The 475-nt window shown below is 69.9% G+C and carries 1 protein-coding gene; it reads left to right on the forward strand.

Features of this window, described 5'->3' with window-relative positions; genetic code table 11:
• Nucleotides 1–125: 125 nt before the first annotated feature.
• Nucleotides 126–475: hypothetical protein (locus G3I78_RS47990; protein WP_203616529.1), on the forward strand; the 350-nt coding region annotated here is incomplete at its 3' end.

The raw sequence follows: 475 nt of genomic DNA on the forward strand, positions 1-475 counted from the left end.
CCACTCAGCCTGGTTTGTTGCCGTTTAGATGCATTGGGGCGAGGTGGCGCCGGGGAAGAATCCCCCGACCCCGGTCCCGTCTGGGAGGGCCGGGAAAGCAGCCGGAAGGGCGGAACCCACCAGCCATGCTCATCAGCCGCACGTTCGCCACACTCATCGCCGCCGCCACCACGGCGGTCATCGCCGCCGCCGGCACCGCACAGGCAGCAGCGGCGGGCGGTGCAGCCCCGTCGGCCTGCCGCCCGGCCAACCACCTCGCGAAGATCCGCCCGGACCAGGCCAGTTCGGGGCACCTCCACTTCCGTGTCACCCTGACCGCGCCGAAGGGGTACGCGTCGTGCCGTCTGGCGGGTTCCCCGATCGACGTGGTTTTCAGCAACCTCGGCGTGCCGCTCGGCGTCAAAGCCGGCCGGTACGGTGACCAGACCACATCGGTGACGTTCGGACCGGGTCACCCCGTCCACTTCGACATCCA

Source organism: Streptomyces sp. SID13726, assembly GCF_010548375.1.
GTDB lineage: Bacteria > Actinomycetota > Actinomycetes > Streptomycetales > Streptomycetaceae > Streptomyces.